Raw genomic sequence first — 20,829 nt, forward strand, 5'->3', positions numbered from 1 at the left:
CCTAAGTATGTTTATTTAACAAAAAAAATCTGCTAAATAAACTAAATCTTGGAGCAAAACGAAAATAAATGAAAAGTAAAATTATAACCAATGCAGCTCTTAAAATCAATCCTGAATTCATAGAGCTAGTACTTCCGCTAGCAATTGAAACAAAAAACCAAATTTTACTTGAAGAAGGATGCGAGAATTTTGTTTTGATGAGAAAAAATGAAGAACCAAATACGCTGGTAATTTTTGCCGTTTATACTTCAAAAGAAACGTATAACTGGCATCTCGAACAAGATTACGTAAAGCATTTTTTTGATTTTTTAAATGGAAAGCTGATTACCTCACCGGAAGTAACATATCTAGAAGAAATTTAACTTGTCTACATCCTAAACTTTTTAATGTAAATTTATAATGTCTAAAACGGTCAAGCATGAAAAATTACAAAACGATAAGCGAGCTTTATACCTCAAACGGATTTCCGCCTCCGGAAAATCCGTTGCTGGGGCTGGTCACTTTTGAAGAGCTACAAGGATGCACATTTGCTGAAACAGAATTCACAATGGATTTTTATAAAATAGCTTTAAAAAAAGTAAAATCCGGTACCATTTTATACGGAAAAACGAAGTATGATCACGATAACGGTTCGATGGCATTTGTAAAACCTGGCCAGAAAATTACAATGAGCGACATTGAACTTACCGAAAAAGGCTTTATGATTTATATCGATGAAGATTTTTTAATGAATACCAATCTTTATTCGGAAATCAAAAAATACGGCTTTTTTGATTATGAAGTTAATGAAGCCTTACATTTATCACCAAAAGAAGAAGAAACGATCTGGGATTTATTTTATAAAATAAAATTGGAATACTACAACAATCAGGACGATTTCAGCAAAGATATTATGTTGACCCATATCGACTCAATTCTAAAATATTCGCAACGCTATTACAAGCGTCAGTTTTTAAACAGAGCCACGTTGTCAGGAACAGTTATTACTAAGTTTACTGAAATTTTAAAATTATATTTCGAAAGCGGGAAACTTCAAAAAGAAGGATTGCCAAACGTAAAATATATGGCTGCTGAATTATCTTTATCAGCAAGATATCTCAGCGATCTATTAAAACAGGAAACTGGCAAAACGGCACTAGAACATATTCATGTTTTTTTGGTCGCAGAGGCAAAAAATCTATTGGTCAGCACAGACAATACAGTAACAGTAACAGCCTATCAATTAGGATTTGAAAATCCGCCCTACTTTTCAAGATTATTCAAAAAAGAAGTCGGACTTACTCCAACAGAATATCGTGATCAATTTTTAAACTAATTTAATTAATGAAAACTTCATATATTATTTAAATATATTTTGTGACAAAATCGTGGCACATACAATATGGAGTGGATACTGGAGTGGATATCTTTTTTGCCATAAAAACTTAAAGCAGTTTTAAAGATATTTCACTAGTCGAAGTTTTGTGGCAGAAAGGTGGCACAAGCAATTTGCAATGGAAACCTTTTTTGCCACAATAGGCTAAGGCGGTTTTAATAAAGAGGTTAATGATTTGTTTTTTTGACGGTACATTTTCGTTTAATCCCCAACAGGACATCTAAACCAAATTTATAAAGCCAATGAAAGACATGACTTACATGTAATAAGCCAATCTCTTCAAATCCTCCATAAAATTTATAGAAATTTGTCCCGTCGAGGTCACAACGCCAAATGGCGCCAATTGAAGACAATTGGCGCCATTTTTTTTATTTGGACTACTAAAGAAATTAACTTTGAATCATTTTTATCTTTCTTCTGTCTTTCTTTAGCCCGATTGCTTCGCCAGTTCGCTTCGCTCGTGTGCAGTAAGATCCGTTTGTGCCGGTGTTCGGCACAAGCGATTGGAACGTATAGCGGGAAGAGCTCTCACAAATAATATTAAAAGCAACTGCGCTAATCTAAATCGCATTTCAATTGCAGGAAATTTTATGAAGGTCCATATCTTCGATTCCTATCTGCTGCTAGATTTAGGTAAAAAATTGGTTGATTACCGTTGCTGCACTTTTAATTATCATTACTAAACCATTTGGCACAGCTGATGATAGAAATTGGTTTTTCTGTTGCCTTAAAATTTTTTTTTTTGCGACGCTGAATTTCCGCGTTCAACTGGTTCATTTTAAAAGTTAACGGCAAAAGGCAATGGGTAAACAGCACAATTACAGAGAGCAGTATAAAGTCGTGCGTGCTGTATAGTAAACGAATTAAAAACAGTATTGTCAGAAACATCAGAACACTGATAGCCATCACTATATAAAATATTCCTCTGCGCCTGCATTTAAGTTCCTGCAGTGTTAAAATTGATAAATCCCTACTTTTCATAAAAACCGCTTTGTTTTAAACAGACATGTATTATTAACATTGAAGGACATGTCAAAGAACTCCTGAAAATGTATTGATGTAGTATATGCAGCGACAATCCTTTTAATGTCCTAAAGAATTTTCCTTTCCTAATATAACTTTTGTAAATCCTAAATTATCTACTGCTTTACCTTGCCAATAATGCTGCGTAAAGCCGGATCGTTTGTCATCAAACTCCAAAACCAGTTCGATAATAACTTTAGTCGGTTACGTACTCCTGTTAAAGGTACCAAATGCACGAGCAGCCAAACCAGCCAAGCAGCTAATCCCCCAAAATACATTTTTGGCAAATCAACAACTGCCTTAAATTTTGATATTATGGCCATGCTGCCTTTGTTCTTGTAAAGAAAGGGTTTCGTCTTAATACCGAGGATCTCGCGCTGTAAGTTTTCTGCAAGTTGTTTTCCCTGCTGTATGGCTACCTGAGCTAATTGTGGATGGCCTTGAGGGTATCGGGTATCATGAAGAGCCAACGCCTGATCCCCGATACAGAAAAGATTAGAATAACCATCTACCTGATTAATGTCATTAACCAATATCCTGTCTCCCCTTCCTATACAAGCGGCAACAATACCATCAACTTTTCGAGCTTTTACCCCTGAGGTCCATAACAAAGTTTCTGCTATAATTATCTCCCCGCTGGAGAGTTTCACCTCGCTGTTTTGGTAATCGTTGACCAAAGTGTTCAGCATAATAATTACTCCCAGTTTTTCAAGTACACGGTAAGCCTCTTGCTGTGCATTAATGCTCATCGTATTGAGAAGATTTGGTGCTCCCTCAATAAGATATATTTTTGCTTTTAGACCTAAAGCCTCCGGATAATCTTTGTCTGCAATGTTTCTGCCCAATTCCGCTATCTTTCCAGCAAGCTCGACCCCGGTCGGTCCTCCACCAGCAATTACAATAGTTGAAAATTTTTGCTTTTCTTCTAGAATTACACTTCTCATGCTCTTCTCCATAGAAAAAAGTATATGATTACGTATCATAAGGGCATCCTCTATACTCTTCATCGCAATTGCATTTTTCTTTATGTTTTCATTTCCAAAATAATTAGGTTCTGTTCCCATAGCAAGTACCAGGTAATCATATGAGAGTGTACCCTGGTCTGTCACAAGCTTATTAAATTCAGGAAGTACCTTATCTAGTTTGCCCATATGGAAACGGATATTAGATGCCTTTTGAAAAAGCTTGCGAAAAGGATAAATTATATTGGATGGCTCAATAAAAGCAGTAGAAACCTCATATAGAAGCGGTGGAAAAAAATGATAATTGTGTTGATCTAACACTATAACATCCAGCTTAGGATTATTTGCAAACTTTTTTGCGAGACGAATCCCGGCAAAACCACCGCCAACTATAACAACCTTTTTTTTATTATCCATTTTACTGGTATTAATTTTAAATATTATAACCTCCTGCCTTCAATTTGCTTTATATAAAGCTATTGAAACAAAAACTACTATTCTCCGGGCAAAGGTAGCTGTCCAAAAGCAATAGAAAAAGGTCAATAAATAGCCAAAATTGGTCTAAATGAAGCTTTTTTACTTTAAAATCGTAAGCATTAATTTATCCCAAAATTTCTAATTAAACCGTATCAGCATGAAATATCATTTTTATGATTCAGTAAAAACGGTGAAATGTCGGTTTCAAAATAAATCCTGCCCGGAGCATTCCCCTTTCAGATTTAAAATCTATCAGACTCTCACTATAACCCTGCCACCACTGCAGGGTAATGAGCTGATTAGCCTTTTTTGACAGTTTATAGCTGATCCCTGCATTCAAACTTCCCTTGAAATCCCAGCTGGCGCCTTTTCTTAGCATTAAGTCAAAAAACAATCTGTCATTGCAGGTGATCCACTGAAGCTGCACCTCGCCGTATCCGATGTATTTTGGAAGAGATGGATTGTTATCTATCAAAAAAGGCAGCCATGCCTTGACCGAAACAAAAAGTTCGGGAGAAAATACTCTAATAAATCCTATCGAAATCATATTTATGCTTCTTGAATAGATACTGTCGCGTCCATTGGATTCGTGTTCTATTCCATAGGTCAGAGCACCAACAAAATGATTATTTCTAAATACAGGCCTGAGCATCATCAATCCCGGATTATAATTGCTTTCCTCAAAAGGGCTTGATGCTTTATATATCTTCCAAAAGGATTTTTGTGTGTACGTTAGATAAGCATAAGAATCAAACAGCAAAGGTTTGTCTGATAATCGCTGCTTGAAGCTAAACTGAAACTTAGCATCCATGCTGTTTCTCGTAGGTGTTTTATCTAAATTCACACCCGTTACAAAATAATTATCTTTATAGATCGAAAAGGCAGGAAGCTGGGTAATTATTTTATGAATTGAATCTCTATCCAAGGAAAATTGCGCATAGCTGAAGGTATAAAACATTAATAACAGTAAGAAATAGTTATTTTTTATGTACCGAGAAAATAGATTGCATTTCATATAATTTTTTATTAGTAAAGCATCAGCCATTTATTCTAAATTCAACTCAATAGCAGATTTAAAAATTTATTTGCAGAGAGATCACAATAAATTATGCGCCTCACAAATAGATTATTTAAGATTGTATAAAATAGTCGTCAGTAAATTGACACTACTTCTTTTTGACTTCTTTTTGCTGTATCAGCATTTTTTTTGTCTCGCATTACCCCCCATTTTATACAAGCTGCTCCCCAAGAGAAGCCAGCCCCGAAGGTTGTGATTAATAGGTTTTCTCCTGTCTTAAAATCATCTTTGAAATCCCAAAGACAAAGAGGAATTGTTGCAGAGGTCGTATTTCCGTATTTCTGGATATTAATTTTTATTCTGGATTTATCGATACCTAAATTTGAACCCACCGCCTCAATTATCCGCAGATTGGCCTGATGCGGTATTACCCAGTCAATATCATCCGTGCTAAAGCCGCAGCTTGTTAAAACTTCCCCGCTTACAGAACTCATTGCTGCAACTGCCTTTTTAAAAACATAAGCCCCATCCTGTTTTATGTAATGATCTCTATGAAGTAAACTCTGCATACCAGCAGGTATTTTAGAACCTCCTGCCGGAACTAAAAGCGAAGAAGTACCACTCCCGTCAGTATGAAGAATCGATTTCAATAATCCAAAATCAGATTCTGATGCTTCAAGCAATACAGCTCCTGCTCCATCGCCAAACAAAATACAGGTAGAGCGATCTTCATAATCTACAAGAGAACTCATTTTGTCTGCCCCTGCCACCATAACTTTCTTGTAACGCCCGCTTTCGATCAGGCAGCCCGCTAATTCAATTGCATATAAAAAACCGCTGCATGCTGCATTGATATCAAGTCCAAAGGCATTTTGTAAATTGCTTTTTTCACATACCAGAGATGCTGCCGGCGCCAGCATATGATCGGGAGTAGCAGTAGCAAGTATCAAGACTTCAATCTCATACGGGTCAACCTCATAGTTTTCGATAAGATTATTAATCGCACCAGATGCAAGATCAGATACAGCAGTATCATCGTCGGCTATTCTGCGCTCTTTAATTCCTGTTCTTTTTTCAATCCATTGTTCTGAAGTATCTACTGTTTTAGAAATTTTTTTATTATCTAAAATTGAAGGCGGCACATAGCCGCCGACAGCTGTTATGACGGCATTCATTGTCTATTTTTTTTTAAGCGTAGCTTTTTCATATCGTTATAATGCACTTAATCGAAAAAAGATTAAACAGATGTTTTTTAATCTTTTTTCAATTAAAATAATGGTCACCGAAAGTCTCGGCAACATATTTATTTAATGAAGTTTTTCTTGATATTTTCGATAAAGTAGTAATCATAAATAAAGGCAGCGAAATTGCCTCCTGAATAATAAGCAAGTACGATGGAATACTAGCCCATTGGTTATAACCGTTTTAAACACCCCCGCTTTTTAATACTGCGGAAATGACAATAAAGGGACATCTAAACCCGATGCCATTATTCTTGTTTTGCTTTTGTGGACCAGAGAATCCCAAAAACCATATTTTTTGGGCACCATGACCAGTATATCTGCCTGATAGCGCTTTATTTCTTTTTCTATTTCATTAATAACGGCATTTGACCGCACTGTCTTGTAAATGTACTTCACATCCTCAAACTCTTTTCCCAGTGTGCCATCCCTTACTGCTGCCTCATCCCGTTTCCTTATTTCAGCAACACTTTCCTCGACACTGAAAAGTTCAATCTCAATATCAGGATTTCCTATTACCTTGATAATCCAGCTGAATCTCCTAGCGGCCGAAAAACTCAGCGTATCACAGGCATATAATACTTTTCTTAATTTTTTAAATCGGGCATTGAGAGGCACTGCCAAAACAGGGATATCAATATTTTTAATGACTGATGTTGTGGTGTTGCCCTGCAGATCCTGCTCAAAAGAACGTTCTGCCATACCCATTACAACCAATTCAGCACCTGTGCTTTCAAGTACAGCTGCCAGTTCGTCTTTCAGAAAGGAATAGCTGCAGCAGCATTGGACTTCAATTTTAAACAAATGGGCTATTTCTTTACCCAGGGTTTCCAGTCTTAAAATAGCCCTGTCTAATTCTTTCTGCATTTCTTCTGCGCTGATAAGCGCATTTGCGCTGTGCACATTTAAGCTAAAAGAGTTAAATAGAACAAGTTTCGCATTTGCGGCTTGGGCAATTCCTGCCGCATAGGTAACGGCATTTCTGGCTGTATCGGAATAATTTGTAGCAGCGATGATGGTTAGCGGTGTGATCATAGTTGTATGTTTTTAGATGCTTTTGCAAGCCATCAGATATTTTGATTATAAGCAGAAGAGAAAATGCTTCTGCTTATAAAATTATTTAGTATTCGCCAATTGCTTTTTTGTATTTGGCTTCGCTGATTTTGTATCCTGCCTTTGCATCGATAAGATCAGCGTAGGCTTTCTGCCAAAGCACCTGGGCTTCCAAAACGTCTTCTCCCAGAACGGTTCCGGCATCAAAACGATCCTGATTTAAACGAAGATTTTCCTCAGCCTGTTTTAGTGACTTTTTATTCAGATCTATTTGTGTTGCAGCCTGATTAAGCATCAGCCATGCGTTCTGAACCTCAATGCTCAAAAGTTCTTTTGTTTCCTCAAGTTCCAACTTTTGCGCTTCGGTTGCAAAATGCTGTTCTTTTACCTTCTGTTTCCTCGCTCCCCAATCCAGAATAGGAACAGAAACTGTTACCAGTCCCACAAATGCCTTCATATCATCGCTCCCGTCAGAAAAATTAATCTTTTTACCGTAAGATGCCAGGCCGTTTGCACTTAAGGCAACAGTGGGTTTTTGGTCTCCTTCCAGTAACTTGGCCTGGTACTCGTTGACCTCGACTGACTTGCTGAGCGCATAGATCTCAGGACGGTTATTTACAGCCGACGCAACATCGGCTTTGCTTATCAGCCGCATATCATCTGAAAAATTGCCTGCTACATCGTATTGAGCTGCACTTAAACCTGTAATCTGAGACAGAGCCAGTTTGGTTATCGTTAAACCGTCTTTAGCTTTTGTCAGGTTAAGGATCGCTTCGTTTTGCTGCACTTCCACTTTAAGCAGATCATTTTTATAGATCAAACCTGCATTAAAAGAGTTCTCAAGGTCTTTTTTCAATTCGCCTAAAAGGCTTAGGTATTTTTCTGCCAGAACTACTTTTTCCTTTAGGTTGACAGCCTGCCAATACGCAGTTTCAGCGTTCAGCAGCACCTCGTCTTCGGTTAAATTTTTCTGGGCGCTCTGCAGGTCAACCAATGAACTTGTCATTTTTTTTGCCGTCTGGATTTTGTTTCCTGCATAGACAACCTGGGTCACGGCTACAGATCCATTAGCACTGTATTCCGGCAGTAAGGTCCTGAAAGGATCCGAGAGATAGAGCCCGAAAACGCTTGCCTCTACGGTGGGTTTTGTCGCTGCATTGGCCGCCTGATTGGCCGCTTTGGCTGCACTAATGCTGCTTCGAGCCTTCTTGAGTTTTTTGTTGTTTTCCAAAGCCATGCTTCTGATCTGATCCAGAGAGACAGTCTGCTGCCCGTGAACAATTCCTGAGAAAAAAATCAGGAACAAAAAATATATAGTGTTTTGTTTACTTTTCATGTCAATTCATTTTTAAACAATCCTGCCGAAATTTTATTACAAATCGACAGGAGGTTTGAAGAATTATTATTATTTATCAATGCTGGTGAACCGGCTTATACAGTACATCCTCTTCTCCATCAGGCTGCTCTTGAGGCGCTTCATCTTCGATTATAGGGTTCTTCAGTAACTTATAGTACATGACAGGCACCACAAAAAGGGTTAGGATCATCGAAAAGATCAAACCAAAAGCTAGCACGCTTCCCAGCGGACCCCACATAGGCGATTTACCTATAATCATAGGCACTACGCCGACTGCGGCAGCGGCAGAAGTCAGGAAGATAGGTCTCATTCTGCGTTTAGCAGCGGCAATTGCAGCAGCTTTGTGTTTGTATCCATGATCTCTGATAAGCTCATCTGCATAATCGACCAGTATGATTCCGTTTCGCACCACGATGCCTATCAAACTTATGATTCCCATAAACCCAGTCATCCCAAGTGGATTACCTGTTACAAGAAGTCCTAGGAAGGCTCCAAAAAGACTCAGTAAAAAGGTGCACAATACGATAAGCGCCTTTCCAAGACTTTTGAACTGAAACAAAAGTGTCAGGAAAATCAAAATAAGGCTGACTCCTAAAGATATTCCCATACTTGGCGCATTCTCCCCGCTTGATTCAGCGTCTCCTCCGTATTGAATAGTAGTTCCGGCAGGAAGTTTAAGAGCATCTATTTCCGGCTTTACTTCTTGAAGAATACGCGAGGGTTTTTTACCCAGCTGCGCCTCTGAATATACACTCAGCATCTTTAATCCGTTTCTTCTCAGTAGCATTCCGGTGTGCCATTCAGGATCTAGAGTTGCTACAGCTTTAAGCGGCACTTTCTTCCCGTAACGTGTTGTAATGTGAAGATTCTGCAAGGCAACGAGATCTTTACGGCTGTCTTCGTCATAACGAAGGAAAATGTCTACCGTCTTATCTCCTTCCCATAAGGTGGAAATAGAATATCCTTTTAAACCGGCTCCTAAAGTCTGCGTAATGGCTTGTGTGCTTATACCTAAGCGGCTTGCTTTCGCATTATCTATATTGAGTTTGACCCCCATATAATCGTACTCGCTGCTCAATCGGACATAGTTGACCCCCTCAGCTTTTTCCAGAATTTTTTTGACTTCTATAGCTGTACGTTTCTGATCGGCTTCATTTTCGCTTACCACCCTGATATCAATCGGAGCACCCTCTTGAAAACTCAGCTGTTTGATTTTAACCGCTCCGTCCTGCATAAAACCTTTTAGCTTGTCCAGATACTCTTTGGCCATTTCATTTGTTGCATCAATGTCGGTTGTTGTAATAAATACCTGCGCAAATTGCTTTCTTGGAGTTTCCGGTGCGTATGACGTATGAAAACGAGGTGAACTCATTCCTATGAAACTCGTTACGTCAACAACCCGTTTGTCTTGTTTTAGGATATTTTCCAATTCTTTTACTTTCGCTTCGGTTTTCTCCAAAGACGTGCCGTTTGGCATCCAGACTTCCATATTAAACTGATTGCGCTCACTTAAAGGGAAAAATTCAGAATCGACTTTTGTAGCAATAAAGAGAGCTGCAACAACAGAAAGCAATCCCAATCCCATAGTTGTTTTAGGATTTCTAAAAGCTGCTTCTACTCCTTTATCAAAAGCGGACTGAAGGTGATCCAGCAGGTTTTTCTTTATGGGTCTGTCGCTTATTTTGTGTTTTAATCCTTTCTTTATAAACACATAACAAGTGTACGGGGTAAAAAGAAGCGCAATAAGCATGGAAACAATAAGAGCTATGGCAACAGTTACCGGAAGATAAAACATAAAATCCTTAGCAATTCCGTCCATAAAAATGGCCAGCGGCAAAAATGCGAATATAATGGCGAGTGTTGCCGTAAATATTGGAACCATCAATTGTTTGGCAGCCTGCCAGGCACCTGTCCAAGGCTCTACGCCTTCGTCGAGTTTCTCGATATAATTGTCGACCACCACAATGGCATTATCGACTACCATTCCTAGTACAATAATAAGAGCGGCCAGTGTTACCTGATGAAGCTCCACCCCGAACATGCTCATAAAGGCAAAAGTAATCAGCATAGAAATCGGAGCTGCCGCGGAAGCCACTACTGCTATACGAAAAGGCAGTAAAAGCATGACCACCAAAAGCACCGATCCGATTGCCAGACCAAATTCTTTCATAAAATGACTGATACTGTGCTCCACATCTTTTGGCTGGTTCACAATGGTTTTCATTTTAATATCCGGAGGAAATGTTTTTTGGATAGCCGCAATTTTTGCTTCAACTTCTTCACCAAATGCTACAATATTGTTCCCCGGAAGCATATCGACAGACAAGACCATAGCTTTGTCTTCCCCTACACGTACAAATGATGATTTTTCTTCGAAACGGCGTTCAATCTCAGCCACATCTTTTAAACGGACAATTGTTCCAGATGGTGTCGTGTAGACAATCTGGCTGGCAATATCATTTTCATCCTTGTAACGGCTGTTGGCATAAATAGGCACAATATTATTAGATCCTACTGATACTTCTCCAGTATAGCCTGTAATATTCTGCTGTTGCAGGATCCCCATTAAAACGCCGGCATCCAAGCCATACTGCTGAAGTTTTTTATCGTTTATTTTAATATAGATCTGCTGTCTTTGCCCCCCCGAACGATTTATCTTAGAAACCATCGGAATGACTTTTAACCCGTCTTCGAGTTTGTCAAGGTATTTTTCGATCTCAGCATACGAACGCTCTTTTGACGATACAGAAATAATCATTGCCGTAACATCGGCAAAATTACTGTTGATAAAGGGCCCTATAACACCCTGAGGCAATTTTGAACGCAAATTGGCATCCATATCCAGTTGCAGAGTATGCCAGAATTTCTTTCTGTCTTTTACATTTGTGTAAATTTCGGTGGTAATAAAAACCTGTCCTTCACGAACTTCTGACTTTACTTTCTTCTTTTTGATTTCTTCAAATGAGAATAAGTACTGTTCTATTTTCTTTGCCACTTCTTCTTGTACCTGATGTTCATCAGCACCTGGATAAATAGCATATACCAGAGCTGTAGGCATATCAATTCTAGGGTTTTCGCTTCGGGGCATGTTCACTAAGGAATTGATTCCCATCAGCATCAGCAGGACAACCAGTACAATGACAACCTGCTTGTGCTTCATTGCGGCTTCTAAAAAGTGTATTTTTCGCTTTGTCATCTTTTAATTGAATTTTAGAAAATTAGAATTTGACAGGCGTACCGTCTATTAAGTTGGTTTGTCCGTTTACAATGATTTTGTCGCCCGCCTGAAGTCCTTCTTTTACCACAACATCATTCGTTCCGGTTATTTTAGATATATTGACTCTCTTTTTAAAAGCAGTATTTCCTTCTTTGGCGATATACACGTAGTTTATATTATCTGGATCTCGCACTAGGGCTTGCGCAGGAATAATTATTGTATTTTGAATCTGTCCGGAGTTGATGCTGATATCGGCAATCATTCCAGGAAGCAGCTGTCCATTGACATTCTCCAGACGCACCTTAACGGTGTAAGTTTTCGAAAGATCATCGCCCTGCGGATTTATTATGGTGATTTTTCCTTTGATTTCCCTATTCAGGGATGGAATTGTAATATTGGCGTCTGCACCTATTTTCAATGAAGTGATTTCATTTTCATTAATAGCTGCCACAGCATATACTTTGTCTGTTTTTACAATGGTAAAAGCTGGAATTCCAGGCGCTGCGCTGGCACCTGCCTCGGTGAGTTTATGGGTTACGATTCCTGAGAAAGAAGCATACAATTTGGTATCGTGCATGTTTTTTGATGCCGTTTCTTTATTGGCTTTTGCTTGTGCCAGACCGGTTTTTCCAGAAATATAATCTCGTTCGGGAAGGCTTCCTTTTTTATAGAGCTGATCGAGACGGTTGAAATTATCCTGGGCCTGTTCCAAGGCTGCATTTGCGACGATAAGATTGTTCTGATAGGCATTCTGCTCTATTGATGCCAGAAGCTGTCCTTTCACAACACGCTCTCCCTCCTGTACCAGAACAGCAGTCACCCTTCCCGGAATGCTAAAGCCGATAGAAACAGTATTGTCTGCTTCAATAGTGCCGCTGTAATCCAAAACTTCTGCCTGAGATGACAGTTCAATTTCCCTAACACTTACTTTTACAGGTTCAACTGTCTGGTTTTGGTTTGTTTCCTTTTTACCGCATCCGGCACTTAATAACATAATACTCAGAATAGATAAGATATTCCTCTTAAACATTACCATATAATTTGCTTTTTTATATTGATTAATAAAAGTCCATGCAGTTATTCCAACTGATGGTGCAAATCTCCATAGAATGTTTAGTCTACAAAAGGTCTGTTCCGAGCCGTTTTTGGTCTAAAACCGTTATTTTAGACAATAGAGTTTCGCCTCACTTGCATAAGAGAGGTCGTTTTTAAAGAAAAATATCGCAAAAATTTAAAGGCTATTTGTATTTGTCGCGAAATGATTTTGGGGTAACTTTCATTTTCTTCTTAAAGAATTTCCCGAAAAAAGACTGATCACTGAAATGAAGTATTTCAGCAATTTCTGCCAGCGAATGAGAGGTTTCCATCAGCAGGTTTCGCGCCTCCATGACTACTGCTTCCTCAATAATTTCGCGCGAAGTGTTTCCCGTAACCTCTTTGGTTAGTTTAGACAAATGCCCAGCAGTTATAAATAGTTTATCGGCATAAAACTTGACATTTCTATTATTGCGAACATGAATCGAAAGCAGGGATAAAAACTCATGAATGATCTCTTTCTTTCTATTGGTTTTCAAATCGGCCTGATTTACTCCGCTTCGGTGCATTTCCATCATTTCAAGCGCCAGCAGATTGAAATAGTGAAATATTTTTGCCTTCTTATAGAGATTATGTTCTGATTGTGACAAATTCAGTGTATACATTTTTGTCATGATATCGAAAATAATACTATACTGATCTTCTGTAAGTGATAATATTGGGGTTTGGTTAAGCTCTGTTAATCTAAAAAGTCTTATATCCTCATAATTAAGCATATTGGTCATAGCAAATTCGTCCGTAAATACACAACCTATATTCTGAACAGGTTCTATAATTTCCAAAATATGTATCATCGACTGTGACGATAGTACCATCGTATCCATTGGACCAACAATATAGGTCTGCAAATCAATCTGTACTTTTATCCTTCCTTCCAGCATGAGCAATACAGCGGTATTGCAGCTTCTAAAAGGAAAAGGAAATGGATTTCCTTCAATAACCTCTTTATTGTAATGCACATGAAACTCTGTTCCGTGTGCTGCTTCTTCCCCCAGCATATTAATAATATCCCGCAGGCTGTAATTTCGAATTTCTGTATATCTGCCCACTTTTATTAATTATGACAAAGCAAAGTTAAAATATTAACTTTTAAACTTAAGGCAATTTTTTAAAATCCAGCATTTGGAGTTGATGTTTTTTTGCTGCAAAAAATTAAAGTGAATTTTACAGGTGTTTCGCTTGATTAATATGTATGGTAATTAAAAGGCACAGTACATTTTTTTCAAAGCTTCAAGTTCCATTCTATATAAATGCTAGAGCTTTATGCAACAAATCTGGAACTCAAGTTATTTTTTTTTACTTTTAAACTGCATTTTAGCTTAACGGATTGCTCTATTGACTTCTTGTTCAATTCATGCAAGAAATTGGCTTATTTCTGACTTAATCTTTTTTCTCGCAAAAAAAGCAAAGACGAATAATATTTGTAGAGTTGTATATTAGTTTACCGCCATAAACCAATTGAGTTTTTATATTTTTTTGCATCAATCCCCAACAGGACGTCTAAACCAAATTTACAAAGCCAATGAAAGACAGACGCTACATGTAGTAAGCCAATTTCTTCAAATCATCCATAAATGATGTTGAAATTTGTCCTGTTCCTGTCACATACAAGCCAAATGGCGTCAATTGAAGACAATTGACGCCATTTTTTATATTACATCCTTCAATTTTTATATTACTCAATCAGTACGTTATCTCTTGTTTGATAAGCCTAAAAAGGATATTATTAAGCATAAGTAAAAAAGGAACGGCCCTTTGTTAGGCTGTTCATCGAGTGCTGTTTCTATAGCCGTCAAGATCTTTCAATTTTTGAAACTTCTGTAAATTACAAATTCAACAATTTAATTCAAATTTACATTTTTCCAAATGCAAAAATAGGGCCCGCAGCCCTTAGCCCCGATAGCAGTGGAAATCCTTTTGTGCCGGGTTTCGGCACAAAAGATTGGAACGCATAGCGGGAAAAGCTCCTAGAAAACAATAATAAACCTAAAAATAATATTAAACACCCCGCCTGTAAAGTATATAACATCATAAGGGCAATAATCCCCTACTTTTACCCGTTACAATCCAGCAGCAAAAAAAGCGCATAACAGCAAGAGCATATCAGGGCCTGCCCCTGTAAAGGAGATTACAAGAAATGAAGAAGTTTTAAATAAAAAATGCAGATGGCAACCAATGGCTGGTATCCCACAACGAGTTCCCAAAATTCACCTGCTGCTTTGAGAATAAAAAATTCAATTACCAAAGGACCATAACAGGACTTTCCGACCCCTTAGGCGATCCAGATGAAATCCAATTACTGCAGAAAATGGAAAAATGGCTCCGGGAGTACCATAAGGAGAAAATAAACGGATGAGCATAAAAAAAAATAAAGGCGCAGGTGATTCACCAGGTGTCTTTTTGTAATCAGTCATCATTTTATTTTCGACCTATTTAATCGCTCAAGTCTCTTTAAAATTATAAATTCAGGAAAGTACAGATGCGTATTATACAATTACCAGCATCAAAGCTATAAGAAGATCCCTTTATTAAAGGTCACCTTTGAATACGAAAATTATAAGTAAACATAAAATGGAAGATTATGTTTATGGACGCCCCGCCATGTACATAACTGTATGTGGCGGGTTTTCCATTTCATTATATCAAATACCCTTCAACGGTTTTTTTCTTAAATGGCATCAATTACATCAAAGTGTTACCATGCTGTCAGGGAAAATTAAAAAACATGCAATCACCAGAATAAATTAAAGATTCAGTAACATGCTGCTCCAATCGGTCAATCATAGCTATACAACCCATTAAAAATGGCTGTACTATTTTCTCCAGATAAAATACAACACCAGAATACAGCGGCAATAGTCCAAATACATTCTATTACTCATTGTATCGGATATTGATTACTAAAAAACAAGCGCGATATTCTAAATTTATTTATAAAAAGTAATCCGGATGTTAAACAGATTGATTTTGTTTATTTTTTCCAAAATAAAGTTAAACAAATTATTTGCTTTTTAATAACTTAGCAATACAGCGACAGCAAATTCTATGGAGTGCAACAAAAAAATCCTATGTTGTAATTGTACAAAACTTTTCCGATTTTCTATAATAGTAATCCCAAATAACACGCTAGCTTCGTAACCACCAAAAACCGATTGCCATGTACCGACATATGAGTCTCTTAAAAGATATCGTTGACAATACCCCTTTGCCAATTGCCGTATATTCGGGGGATGAGCTTAAAATAGAACTGGCTAATACCGCGATGATCAAAGCCTGGGGAAAAGGCGATCAGGTACTGGGAAAAAACTACCTTGAGGTACTTCCGGAGGTCAAAAAAGAAGATTTTTTCCAGCAGGCCACAACAGCGCTTAAAACCGGCATACCCTTTCATGCCAAGGATAAAAAAGTAGACCTTGTGATCGACGGGGTACTTAAAACACACTATTTCAACTACAGCTTTATTCCTCTTGCTGACAGCAATGGCCATATCTACGGAGTAATGAACACCGGGGCCGACGTGACCGATATACACCTGGCAAAACTGCAGCTGCAAAGCGCTCAGGAGAGGCTCCGCATTGCAATAGACTCCTCGGGCATGGGAACGTATGAAATTGATCTTGCCACCAGAAAAGTAAAGACATGTGGGAATTTCAACACCATAGTCGGCGTTGAGGGGGAAGTATCTAATGAGCAGCTAATTGCAAAACTACATCCAGCAGATTTACCCCTACGCGAACAAGCACATCAAGATGCCCTGAGTACAGGGATCGTATCTTATGAGAGCAGGATTATAAGCAAGGATAAGACCTCCCGCTGGATTAAAATTAACGGCAGGGTCATCAAAGATGAGAATGGCAATGATACGGCCATTATAGGCATTATCCAGGATATCCATGAACATCGGGAATTTGAGGATGAACTCAAAAGACAGGTCGCCCAAAGTACCGAGGAGCTCAGAAGATCCAATGACGATCTGCTGCATTTTGCCAACGTAGTGAGCCATGATCTGCGGGAACCGGTCAGAAAAATTAAAATTTTCAATACCCTGCTTCGAAATGAAAAAGACACTGTTTTTAATGAGAGCTGCAAAAAATACCTTACCAAGATTGACCAGTCAGCGCTAAGGATGAACAATATCATAGAGGGCATTTTAAGCTACTCAACAATCGATAAATCCCAGCAGTCTATTGAGGATATTGACCTGTCGGAAGTTATCGAAAACATAAAAACCGACCTGGAGCTCATCATCAAGGAGAAAGGCGCCATACTCAATGCAACAGTGCTCCCTGAAATTCAAGGTGCACCGATTCTCATTACCCAGCTATTTTATAACCTGATAGAAAATGCGCTTAAGTTCTCCAAAGCAGACCAGCCTCCGCGTGTTATTATTACCAGTGCCTTGGTCACTATTAACGGCGAGGATGCAGTGCAAATTACCATCAAGGACAATGGAATAGGTATGGATCCTGCATTTGCCGAAAGGATTTTCACAGCCTTTGAGAGATTAAATTCCAAAGACCAATATGAAGGAAATGGTCTGGGACTAGCACTTTGCAGAAAAATAGCCAAAAGGCACAACGGCACCATAACGGCCACGGGCGAGAAGGATAATGGCGCTGAATTTACAGTTACACTACCTCTGAAACAGACCAAAGCTAATATTTAAAATTTAAATATACAGGAGATTTGTACTAAAATGGATCCTTTGAAAAAAATCACATTCTGTTTTTTAATTTTCCTTTTACAGCGGGGAGAGTTCCTAAAAAATAAATCCTAATAATATACCACATCCATAAAACAAAAAAAGGCATCTGCGGGGTGCAGATGCCTTTTATAAGCTAACTGTTATAGTATATTATGCTATCACTACGTTTACTGCGTTTGGACCTCTGCGGCCTTCTTCAATGTCATATCGAACTTCATCGTCTTGACGAATGTTTTCTGATAGACCTGAAACATGAACAAAAACTTCGTTTCCTCCATTGCTAGGAGTTATGAATCCGAACCCTTTTTCTTCATTGAAAAATTTTACTGTACCTTCTTGCATTTTAATGTATTTAATTATCCAAAGGTACCCTATTAAAATTAGAACTGGCTGAAATTGGGATTTTTATTCTATACTATTATTTCTGCATCCCAAAAATAAGGATAAAAGTGTATTATAATTACAATACGCAATGAGAAATACTATTATCTAGTCCTTATGGGAAATATTCTTTTCAGAAACAAAAAATATATTTTTAACCGGATTTATCAAAACTTTTGTCCAGTGCAGTAGGAATACTTTTTTCAGAATCAAAATAAAGCCGGTAAAAGAACTTGGTTTCTGCACATATAGGTTTGCCCCTTTGCTGAAAGTCTCTTCAATATCATTGGGGTGACTTGAAGTCGAAAGCATAACCGCTGGGATATCCTTTAGCTTTTGATCACTCTTTATTTCTGCCAGCGCCTCCTTGCCTCCTTTAACTGGCATATTGATATCTATAAAAACAATATCAGGATTTGGTTCATCCGGATCTCTCAGGGTGCTCAATAATTGCTCTCCGTTCTCTACCGTAGTTACTTCAGAAGAGATATTTGCTGCATCAAGAGCTTCCAAAAAAAATTCCTTATCATCCTTGTCATCCTCGGCCAATATAATTTTTACCGGCTCTTTTTCTTCCAGATCATCAGAAGTTAGGGCAGAATTTTTAGGACTTGTCATATTGAAGCGGTTTTACAATCACCAAAAGTACTATATAAATGCTTAATAAAAATTTCAACAAGCAGTTATATTAAAATATAGGGATTTTTTGATTTAGCCTTCACAGAACATAACCGCTGGGGCATTAATTATATTGGAGTTGTACAATCATTATTCTTAAATTGTATAACATAACTTGCCGGGCACCGCACTACCTTAGTATCAACCATAAAGCCAATAAATGTGCAGACCAATATAATTTTCTACAAGATATACTACAACATACTCCAATACCCACTGCAGTTTATTGTGGTGACGATTTACTAATTTCTTTTGCAAATACCGCCATGCTTACTTTATGGAATCAAGGGGAGCACGTGATTAGCAAAAAGTTTACCGATATCATTGCGGATTTTTACAAAGATTCGATTAGCGAACAAATTCTTACGGTAATGAAAACGGGAATATCTTTTCAGTCCAATGACAAAAAAATTGATGTCCTTATAAATGAAGTATGGACACCACTTTTTTTTAACTATAATTTCACCCCACTTCGCAATGAAAAAGGAGTTGTTTACGGCGTGGTACATACCTGCACAGAAGTCACTAAATTACATGAAGCCACAAGTCAAATAGTGAATTCCGATGAAATGCTAAGCATGGCAATAGAAGCCTGTGGCATGGGAAGCTATGAAATCGACATTATAACAAACAGGATCAAAACTTCTGATAATTTTAAAAAACTATGGTCGATCGACTCTGAAATTACTGTACAGTCACTGGCATCAAAACTGCACCCGGATGATCGCTTCCTTCAGGAAAAAGCCCATAAAGAGGCCCTTGAAAACGGAGTAGTCTGCTATGAGGCCAGAATTATACAAAAAGACAACTCGGTGAAATGGGTTAAGGTTTTTGGAAAAATCATAAAAGATGAAAAGGGTGATCCCTCAACAATCCTAGGAATTGTTCAGGATATACATAATCAAAAAGAAATTGAAGCAGAACTCAAAAGAAAGATTCAGGAAAGTACACGGGACCTGCGGCGATCTAATGATGACCTGCTGCATTTTGCCAATGTAGTGAGCCATGATCTTCAGGAGCCGGTGAGAAAAATTAAGATCTTCAATAACATGTTAAAAAATGAGATCGCAAAACAGCTGCCGGACCGCTCTGTTACGCACTTAAATAAAATTGCCCATTCTGCAAATCGTATGCAGTGCATTATCGAAGGGCTCCTTGCCTACTCTACAATAGACAAAAGCACCCAGCCTGTTGAAAAGATTTTCCTAAACGATTTATTGGAGAACATCAAAACAGATCTGGAGCTTATAATAAAAGAAAAAAATGCCATTTTAATCGTAAGTGATCTTCCTGAAATCCAGGGAGCCCCTATTCTTATTCATCAGCTATTCTACAATCTTATCCAAAATGCGCTCAAATTCACAAAAACCAACCAGTCTCCACGAGTTATTATTACATCGGCTATAAAGAATATCGATTCGGTTGAATCTGTTGAAATTTCCTTCAGAGACAATGGTATCGGGCTGGATCCTATTGATGCAGAAAAAATATTTGCCGCTTTTGAAAGACTTCATTCCAAGAATGAATACGAGGGAAACGGGATTGGCCTGGCACTCTGCCAAAAGATAGTGAGCAGGCACAATGGAACTATAATGGCTAAGGGAGAAAAAGAAAATGGTGCCTAATTTATAGTTACCCTTCCTCTTAAACAGACTTCCGAAAGTATCTAGGAAAAGCTATTGATTCATAGAATACAATTACAATGAAATATTGTTGCGATCTAAACTATTGGCTTTATTTCCAGATATATCTGTTCTTGTTAAAAATATTACACTTCGATTTTTATTATTACAATTTTGAAGTATTTTTTTTAACCTCCATTATTACCAGGATGTGTATTTGACTTAAGCGTTAAATAAATTGATACAATAAGGCAACAATCCCCAACGGGACATCCAAACCAAAATACAAAAGCCACCTAAAGACAGCCTCTACATCCAGTAAGCCAATCTCTTCAAATCTTCCATAAAATTTATAGAAATTTGTCCAGTCGAGGTCACTACAGCCAAATGGCGTCAATTGTCTTCAATTGACGCCATTTTTTATATAACCTTCTTATTTTTATTGGTCTAAAGGACGGGGCTGCTCCAGCAGCCCTAGCCCCGATAGCAGTGAAATCCTTTTGTACCGGGGTTCAGCACAAAAGATTGGAACGAATAGCGGGAATAGCTCCCAAAAAATAATATTAAACTCTAACAATAATATTATATGCAAATCACTTGGTTTGGATAAATTATCAGTTGTAGC

General features: G+C 38.0%; 15 protein-coding genes. 4 read left to right on the forward strand and 11 right to left on the reverse strand.

Features of this window, described 5'->3' with window-relative positions:
* The first annotated feature begins 68 nt into the window (after window positions 1-68).
* Both SOM12_RS18370 and SOM12_RS18375 read left to right on the forward strand, forming a co-directional pair.
* Window positions 69-362 (forward strand): putative quinol monooxygenase, encoded by a 294-nt coding sequence (locus SOM12_RS18370; RefSeq protein ID WP_320494777.1) that lies wholly within the window; start codon window positions 69-71, stop codon window positions 360-362.
* Between the two features lie 56 nt (window positions 363-418).
* Entirely contained in the window at window positions 419-1,315 is an 897-nt protein-coding gene (locus SOM12_RS18375) for a helix-turn-helix domain-containing protein (RefSeq protein WP_320494779.1), read from the forward strand.
* Window positions 1,316-2,514: 1,199 nt separating this feature from the next.
* Here the strand turns inward: SOM12_RS18375 and SOM12_RS18380 are convergent.
* From SOM12_RS18380 to SOM12_RS18420, 9 genes are all read right to left on the reverse strand, one after another.
* Entirely contained in the window at window positions 2,515-3,777 is a 1,263-nt protein-coding gene (locus tag SOM12_RS18380) for an NAD(P)/FAD-dependent oxidoreductase (RefSeq protein WP_053471290.1), read from the reverse strand.
* Window positions 3,778-4,015: 238 nt separating this feature from the next.
* The gene (locus SOM12_RS18385; protein ID WP_320494781.1) at window positions 4,016-4,882 is read right to left on the reverse strand and encodes a phospholipase A; all 867 of its coding nucleotides are present in this window, start codon (window positions 4,880-4,882) and stop codon (window positions 4,016-4,018) included.
* Between the two features lie 107 nt (window positions 4,883-4,989).
* Window positions 4,990-6,030 carry a beta-ketoacyl-ACP synthase III gene (locus SOM12_RS18390; RefSeq protein WP_320494782.1) on the reverse strand — a complete coding sequence of 347 codons (1,041 nt, stop codon included), beginning with the start codon at window positions 6,028-6,030 and terminating at the stop codon, window positions 4,990-4,992.
* A gap of 267 nt (window positions 6,031-6,297) precedes the next feature.
* Entirely contained in the window at window positions 6,298-7,131 is an 834-nt protein-coding gene (locus SOM12_RS18395) for a universal stress protein (RefSeq protein WP_053471287.1), read from the reverse strand.
* A gap of 85 nt (window positions 7,132-7,216) precedes the next feature.
* Complete coding sequence (locus tag SOM12_RS18400; RefSeq protein WP_320494783.1) at window positions 7,217-8,485, reverse strand: TolC family protein; 1,269 nt, start codon at window positions 8,483-8,485, stop codon at window positions 7,217-7,219.
* 76 nt (window positions 8,486-8,561) lie between these two features.
* Entirely contained in the window at window positions 8,562-11,702 is a 3,141-nt protein-coding gene (locus tag SOM12_RS18405; protein WP_320494784.1) for an efflux RND transporter permease subunit, read from the reverse strand.
* A 22-nt stretch (window positions 11,703-11,724) separates the two neighbouring features.
* Window positions 11,725-12,717 (reverse strand): efflux RND transporter periplasmic adaptor subunit, encoded by a 993-nt coding sequence (locus tag SOM12_RS18410; protein ID WP_320494785.1) that lies wholly within the window; start codon window positions 12,715-12,717, stop codon window positions 11,725-11,727.
* A 244-nt stretch (window positions 12,718-12,961) separates the two neighbouring features.
* Window positions 12,962-13,867, reverse strand: coding sequence for a helix-turn-helix domain-containing protein (locus SOM12_RS18415; RefSeq protein WP_131494944.1), 906 nt, complete (start codon window positions 13,865-13,867; stop codon window positions 12,962-12,964).
* Window positions 13,868-14,354: 487 nt separating this feature from the next.
* A complete protein-coding gene (locus SOM12_RS18420) occupies window positions 14,355-14,501 on the reverse strand; it encodes a hypothetical protein (RefSeq protein WP_320494787.1) in 147 nt (48 codons plus the stop codon).
* Window positions 14,502-15,975: 1,474 nt separating this feature from the next.
* Between SOM12_RS18420 and SOM12_RS18425 the strand changes: the two genes are divergently transcribed.
* Window positions 15,976-17,484 (forward strand): PAS domain-containing sensor histidine kinase, encoded by a 1,509-nt coding sequence (locus SOM12_RS18425; protein WP_320494788.1) that lies wholly within the window; start codon window positions 15,976-15,978, stop codon window positions 17,482-17,484.
* Between the two features lie 189 nt (window positions 17,485-17,673).
* Here the strand turns inward: SOM12_RS18425 and SOM12_RS18430 are convergent, their stop codons facing one another.
* Together SOM12_RS18430 and SOM12_RS18435 are read right to left on the reverse strand one after the other, a co-directional pair.
* Window positions 17,674-17,865 carry a cold-shock protein gene (locus SOM12_RS18430; RefSeq protein ID WP_053471281.1) on the reverse strand — a complete coding sequence of 64 codons (192 nt, stop codon included), beginning with the start codon at window positions 17,863-17,865 and terminating at the stop codon, window positions 17,674-17,676.
* A gap of 147 nt (window positions 17,866-18,012) precedes the next feature.
* Complete coding sequence (locus tag SOM12_RS18435) at window positions 18,013-18,522, reverse strand: response regulator (RefSeq protein ID WP_320494789.1); 510 nt, start codon at window positions 18,520-18,522, stop codon at window positions 18,013-18,015.
* 161 nt (window positions 18,523-18,683) lie between these two features.
* Between SOM12_RS18435 and SOM12_RS18440 the strand changes: the two genes are divergently transcribed.
* Window positions 18,684-20,207 (forward strand): PAS domain-containing sensor histidine kinase, encoded by a 1,524-nt coding sequence (locus SOM12_RS18440; RefSeq protein ID WP_414655677.1) that lies wholly within the window; start codon window positions 18,684-18,686, stop codon window positions 20,205-20,207.
* Window positions 20,208-20,829: the final 622 nt, after the last annotated feature.

Source organism: Flavobacterium sp. CFBP9031, assembly GCF_034044945.1.
Classification (GTDB): domain Bacteria; phylum Bacteroidota; class Bacteroidia; order Flavobacteriales; family Flavobacteriaceae; genus Flavobacterium.